Source organism: uncultured Brachyspira sp. (assembly GCF_944390845.1).
Lineage (GTDB): Bacteria > Spirochaetota > Brachyspiria > Brachyspirales > Brachyspiraceae > Brachyspira > Brachyspira pulli.
Genome location: NZ_CALXRM010000117.1, coordinates 1 through 6,602, shown reverse-complemented (window position 1 = coordinate 6,602; position 6,602 = coordinate 1). Strand labels below are relative to the sequence as shown.

4 protein-coding genes are annotated in these 6,602 nt (G+C 27.6%); 3 read left to right on the top strand and 1 reads right to left on the bottom strand.

Annotated elements, in window-relative coordinates:
- Window positions 1-152 precede the first annotated feature (152 nt).
- Window positions 153-1,163: a PTS transporter subunit EIIB gene (locus Q0K52_RS14420; protein ID WP_297300579.1), complete on the top strand. Its 1,011-nt coding sequence runs from the start codon at window positions 153-155 to the stop codon at window positions 1,161-1,163.
- 586 nt (window positions 1,164-1,749) lie between these two features.
- The gene (locus tag Q0K52_RS14415) at window positions 1,750-2,865 is read left to right on the top strand and encodes an ABC transporter ATP-binding protein (protein ID WP_297300578.1); all 1,116 of its coding nucleotides are present in this window, start codon (window positions 1,750-1,752) and stop codon (window positions 2,863-2,865) included.
- Window positions 2,866-2,950: 85 nt separating this feature from the next.
- Here Q0K52_RS14415 and Q0K52_RS14410 read toward each other — a convergent pair whose 3' ends face one another.
- Entirely contained in the window at window positions 2,951-3,925 is a 975-nt protein-coding gene (locus Q0K52_RS14410; protein WP_297300577.1) for a tRNA-dihydrouridine synthase, read from the bottom strand.
- Between the two features lie 178 nt (window positions 3,926-4,103).
- Here Q0K52_RS14410 and Q0K52_RS14405 point away from each other — a divergent pair, with 178 nt between their 5' ends.
- On the top strand, window positions 4,104-5,879 hold the full coding sequence (locus tag Q0K52_RS14405) for a SpoIIE family protein phosphatase (RefSeq protein WP_297300576.1): 1,776 nt from the start codon (window positions 4,104-4,106) through the stop codon (window positions 5,877-5,879).
- Window positions 5,880-6,602: the final 723 nt, after the last annotated feature.

Here is a 6,602-nt window from a genome sequence, read left to right as displayed (position 1 = left end):
TCTAGTAATTTAAATTATAAGGAATACCTTCTTTTTTTAAACTAAAAGTGTGCAATATCTATGGCTCTTAAACAATAGTAGTTTAGGTATATACTAGAAATAAAATACATATTATGTTAGTATTGTATATTATAATATTATGAGGTTTGATAATGAATACTAATGAAAAGGATATAAAATTTATACTTCCTTTAAGTTTGCTTGGAGGAAGAGATAATATAGTAAAAGTAAATAATTGTGCTACTAGACTTAGATTAGAATTGAAAGATGTTGATAAAATTGATGTAGAAGAAATAAAGAAATATTATCCAGTGGTACAAAAAATAAGCCCAACAGAAGTACATATAGTAGTAGGTACTAATGCTTCTGCTTTTGCTGAGTCATTAAGAAAGGTTATAGATTCTGATGATTCTTCTTCTAATAGAGCTTTGATTCTTCTTCCTTTGATTGGAAATAGAGAAAATATAGTAAAAGTAAATAATTGTGCTACTAGACTTAGATTAGAATTAAAAGATGCTGATAAAGTTAATATAGAAGAAATAAAAAAGTATTATCCAGTAGTACAAAAAATAAGCCCAACAGAAGTACATATAGTAATTGGTACTGCAGCTAGTTCATTGGCTGATGAATTAAGAAGAGTATTAAATGTTTCAAGTGCATCAGTAGAACATGATGAAAGCAATAATTGTTATGCTAATAGAGTAATGCTTCTTCTTCCTTTACTTGGCGAGATAGAAAATATAGCAGTAATAAATAACTGTGCTACAAGACTTAGACTTCAAATAAAAGATATGAGTAAAGTTAATGTAGAAGAAATAAAAAAATATTATCCAGCGGTACAAAAAATAAGTGATACAGAGCTTCATATAGTAATTGGTACAGATGCAAGTCTATTAGCAGATGCTTTCAGAAAAATATTTGAAAGTCATAAATTAAAAACTGCTTTGGTTCTTCCATTGGTTGGCGGAATAGAAAATATCACTAAAGTAACTAATTGTGCAACTAGATTAAGATTACAAATAAAAGATATTAATAAAGTTGATATTGAAAGTATTAAAAAATATTATCCTGCTGTTGAAAAGATAGGAGATAATGAGATACATATAGTAGTTGGTACAGATGCTAATGAACTTGCTAATGAGTTTAAAAAATTTGTGATTTAATTTGTATAAGATTATAGAGAGGGGCTTTATAAAAAAGTTCCTCTCTTTTTTATATAATTGTATTTTTACTTCTTTTTAACTAATAATTCAATCAAATTTAAATATTTTTTATTCTTTTTTATAAATGTCTGAATATATAACATATTTTATAATCCCTTATATAATTTATATAGTGTATGTATTCTTAAAAAAAACATCATAAAAAGTTTTGTATTGTATGTAAAAATAAATTGATTAATTTGTAATAAAAAAACAGATTAAGCTTTATTTTTTATAATATTTTTATTATACTAGATTTACTGAAAAAATATGATAAAATAATATAGCTATGTAAAAATATATTTTATAATAAAATGTATTTATATAGTTGTTTTTATCTTGCTAAAGAGAGTATACTAAATTATATACTTGATATTTATTTGAATATATAGCAGGATTGGGGTATAAAAATAGTGTATAGAGTTTATAATTACAAAGAAAGTTATAATCTATTTTGAAACTCTTAAAAATTTAGACTTTACAATGGTAAAAGATAAAAATATCAATTATTTATTAAAAATAATATAAAAAAGGAAGGGTAATAATTATGTCTAGCATTAAATTTGAACATGTAAGAAAAGTATATGATAACAAAGTAGAAGTTGTTAAGGATTTTAGTTTAGATATAGCAGATAAGGAATTTGTAATTCTTGTAGGTCCATCTGGATGCGGTAAATCTACAACACTTCGTATGATAGCTGGTCTTGAGGAGATAACAGATGGTAAATTGTATATTGGAGATAGATTGGTAAATGATGTTGCTCCAAAAGATAGAGATATAGCTATGGTATTCCAAAACTATGCTTTGTATCCTCACATGTCTGTATTTAAGAATATGGCTTTTGGTTTGGAGCTTAGAAAAACTCCTAAAGACGAGATAAAAAAACGTGTTGAATGGGCAGCTAAAGTTCTTGACATATCACATTTGCTTGATAGAAAACCTAAAGCATTATCAGGCGGACAGCGTCAAAGGGTAGCTTTGGGAAGAGCTATGGTGAGAAATCCGTCCGTATTTTTATTAGATGAACCTCTTTCTAACCTTGATGCTAAATTAAGAGTTCAAATGCGTACAGAATTAATTAAGCTTCATAAACAGCTTCAAACAACATTCGTATATGTTACTCACGACCAAGTTGAAGCTATGACTATGGGTACTAGAATTGTAGTTATGAAAGACGGTGATATCATGCAAGTTGATGATGCTAAAACTCTTTATAACAGCCCTAAAAATTTATTTGTTGCTGGATTTATTGGTGCACCTCAAATGAATTTCATAAATGCAAAACTTAATAAAAAAGACGGAAAATGGTATGCTAGTTTTGACAGATATGAAATCGAATTAAACAATGAAAGAATATCAAAAGTAGATGATTCTTATAATGGTAAAGAAGTTATATTAGGTATAAGACCAGAAAATGTTGTTTTATATAAAGATAAAGCTGATAGCAATTCTAAAAACTTAATAGAAGCTATTATTGATGTTATAGAAATGATTGGTTCTGAAAGTTATTTATATATGAATTTTGGAGATTCTCAAATTACTATAAGAATAAATACAAGCGACGATTATCAAAGAGATCAGCATGCATTTATGGACTTTGATTTGAATAAGCTTCATATTTTTGATAAAGATACTCAGAAAAATATTTTAGTAGAACAATAATATATTACAATACATAAAATAAAAAATAAGGCTTGGGTTATTATTTATCCAAGTCTTATTTTTTATTATTATCAATTTTTTATTATTAATTTATAATATTATCTAATATTCTAAATAGATCTTCCTTGTTTTCGCATTTCATAAGTTCTATTTTATTTTCCATTCTGTAACCAGTTAAATATTTCATAATGAATTTACGCATAAAATGTATTCCGCTTACTTCTCCGTATAATTCACAGCATCCATTTATATGTTCTTTAATGACACTTTTAAGATTATCATTTTCTGTTATTTCATTATTATAACTGTCATTGTCATCGAATATAGTATTAAGTTCTCTGAATATCCAAGGATTTCCCACAGCACCTCTGCCAACCATTATTCCGTCAACTTTAGATATATCAAAAGCTTTTACAGCATCTTCTTTGCTTTTTATATCTCCATTTCCAATGAGAATATAATCTTTTCCTAGTGCTTCTTTTACTTTTGCTATGGCTTCCCAATCAGCAGTGCCTCTGTACATATCGCTTGCATATCTTCCATGCAATGTTAAAAAGCAGGAACCATTTTCTTTCATAGCTAATGCTCTTTCTATTTCTCCGCCTTCACCTCTTTTAAGTCCTAATCTTATTTTTACGCTTACAGGCAATGGAGATACGCTTTTTACAGCTTTTAATATAGAAATCATTTTATCAGTATCTTCTAAAAGCCCTGCTCCTCCATTATTCTTTACAACTTTTTTAGTAGGGCAGCCCATATTAATATCTATAAACGAAAATCCGCTTAAGTCTGTTATTTCTATAGCTTTTTTAAAATCATCTTCATTTGCACCAAACAATTGTAATGATACAGGGTATTCATCTTCTTTATGTTCCATATATCTGTAAGTCTTTTTTACTTGTCTTGCCAAAGCAGCAGCACTTACAAGTTCAGTTATTAAAAGTCCTGCTCCAAATCTTCTTGACAGTCTTCTAAATACATAATCTGTATACCCAGCCATAGGAGCTAGAAAAAATCTTGAAGGTATATTTATTCCTTCTATTATTATATTTCTGTTCATATTTTCCTTAAATTTGTTAAATTTTCTATATAATATAAACAATTATAAAAAAACTGCAATACATAATTAATTGTTTTATAAGTTTAATAATGATGTAAAATGGCTAAATATATGTTGACTATAAAATACACTATGATATAATAAAATAGTATAATAATGACATTTGTAGAGGTATCACGTGGATATATATGATATAGTAGATAATCCTGAAAAGCAGCTTGAAGTATTTTCCGGTATTATCAAAAGAATGAATGCTAGTAATGATCATGATGAAACTTTAGTTACTATCATATCTGAAATAAAAACTATAATGTATACTGATTCTATTCTATTATATTTAGTAGATCAAGAACTATACAATTTGCATTATGAAATGTCCATAGGACCTCTAGGCAGTAAATTTTTTGGTCATATTGTAGAAAATGATAAACCTCTAGCAGTAAGAGCTTATACTACTTCATGTTCATTATATTCTAATAATCCTAGTGATGATTCTGCTTTCATACCTATGAAGGAAATTCTTGGCGATGAATTACAAAATATATTATTTGTACCTCTAAAAGTAAGAAAGAGAAATATTGGTTCATTATTTTTAATGAATAAAAAGAATGGTAAATTTGTAGAAAAAGATACTGTTGTAATGTCTTTATTTGCTAATATAGTATCTTTAGCTTTAGTTAATAAAATGGTATATGATAGAGCACAGTCAAGAGCTTATGAAGTAGGTGCTTTATATCAAATGTCTATTTCTATTAATAAATGCGAAACTATAGAAGAAATACTTAATGATAATATTAGTATAGTTTGCGAAGCTTTTGAGGCACATAGGGTATCTGTTATATTAAAAGAAAATGGCGTTTTCAAATTCAAGGCTGGTATAGGTATTGATGAAGATGTACTTAAATATGGTGTTGTAACAGTTGAAGATAATGTTCTTTCAGAAGTACTAGCAACTGGAAAACCTGTTTATTCTATTAATGTTGATAATGATAAGAGGTTCAGGCCTAATAAATCTCTTAGGTATAAAAGAAACAGCTTTATGGTTGCACCTATAATTGCTAAAGATGAAATTATAGGATTCCTTTCGGCTACAGAAAGAAATATAAATAAAGCATTTAATTTAAGTAATTTATCACTTTTGGAAATGCTTGCTCAGCAGATTGGTGAAAATTACATGCATGTGTTATTATCTGAAGAATCTAAAATAAAAGAATCATTAACAGAAGAAATTAATTTTACAGAACAGCTTCAAAAAAGCGTACTTCCTAAAGAATTCCCTAGCAATGGTTTATTTGATATAGCTGCTGTTAGCATACCTAGTAAGAACGTGGGAGGAGATTTCTACGATTATATAAAAATCAGCGATACTAAATATGCACTTGTTATTGCTGATGTATCAGGTAAAGGTTTAGGTGCCGGATTCTTTATGACTATGACACGTTCTATTTTAAGAGTGTATTTCTCTGAAATGGATGATCCTGCTAAAATATTAGAAGCCACCAACAAGCATATATATAAAGATTCTAATAATGGTATGTTTGTTACTTGTTTTTTAATTGTTATTGATACAGAAAATAAGACAATTACTTATTCTAATGCGGGTCATTTAACTCAGTATTTAATAAAAAAATATGAAATTAGTACTTTAGACTCTATATATGAAATGCATACTCATGGAAAGCCTCTTGGTTTTATTGAAGATGCTGCTTATCAAAATAAACAAATTTCTTATTCAAGTTCTGATACTATAGTTCTATTTACAGACGGAGTTACAGAAACATTCAATAAATCTGAAGAAGAGTATGGAGAGGAAAGATTAAAATCACTTCTTAAAAATCATTATGATGATGCTAAAGAATTAGTTGATGATATAGTAAATGAAACAGTTTCATTTAGAGGAAAAACTCCTCAATTTGATGATATTACTCTTTTGATAGCAAGATTATTGAATTGATTTTTTCTATATATACTAAAAATTTTTAAGTTTGTCATTTTTTTATTCAACTTTTTCCCGCCGCAAAAAGTTGCAAAAAGTGCAAGGTATAAAATTAGTACTAAATCATACTAAAATTGTTTTACATGTAATATAAACTATTAATTTAAGCTAAAATATAGCCCTTTTGCTTCTTTGGGGCACCAAAAGAAGTGGGGTGCGGGGCAAAGCCCTGCAGATATTTAAAATTTAAAAAAATTATTTTTGACAAAATATAATTGTTTAGGTATATAGTAAAAATTTTTAACTTTGTCAATTTGTTTATTGTTCTTTTTCCAGCCACAGGCAGACAGCGTCAAAGAACCTTATATCCTCGACAGGCTCGGATACGCTTTGCGAAAACGCAATTGCTAGAACTTTATATTTTAAGAATATATATTAAATATAGTGTAATACCCTAGTTTTAGGTCAAAAATGCAGTTATTTTGGTTCTTTTATACCAATACCGAAATGTACCTTGCCTACGGCACACAGAGCGTCGGTAAAAGAACTGGGGTTCTGCACGCTGTGTACTTCGTAAGGGCAAAGCCCTGAAAATATTTTAAATTAAAAAAATTATTTTGACAAAATATAGTTGTTTAGGTATATAATATTTTTTATTGAAATAAATACGGCTTTATGGTATATTGTGATTAATATTCTATAGGAGTTTTTATGAAAAAAATATTTTTATTAATCACAATA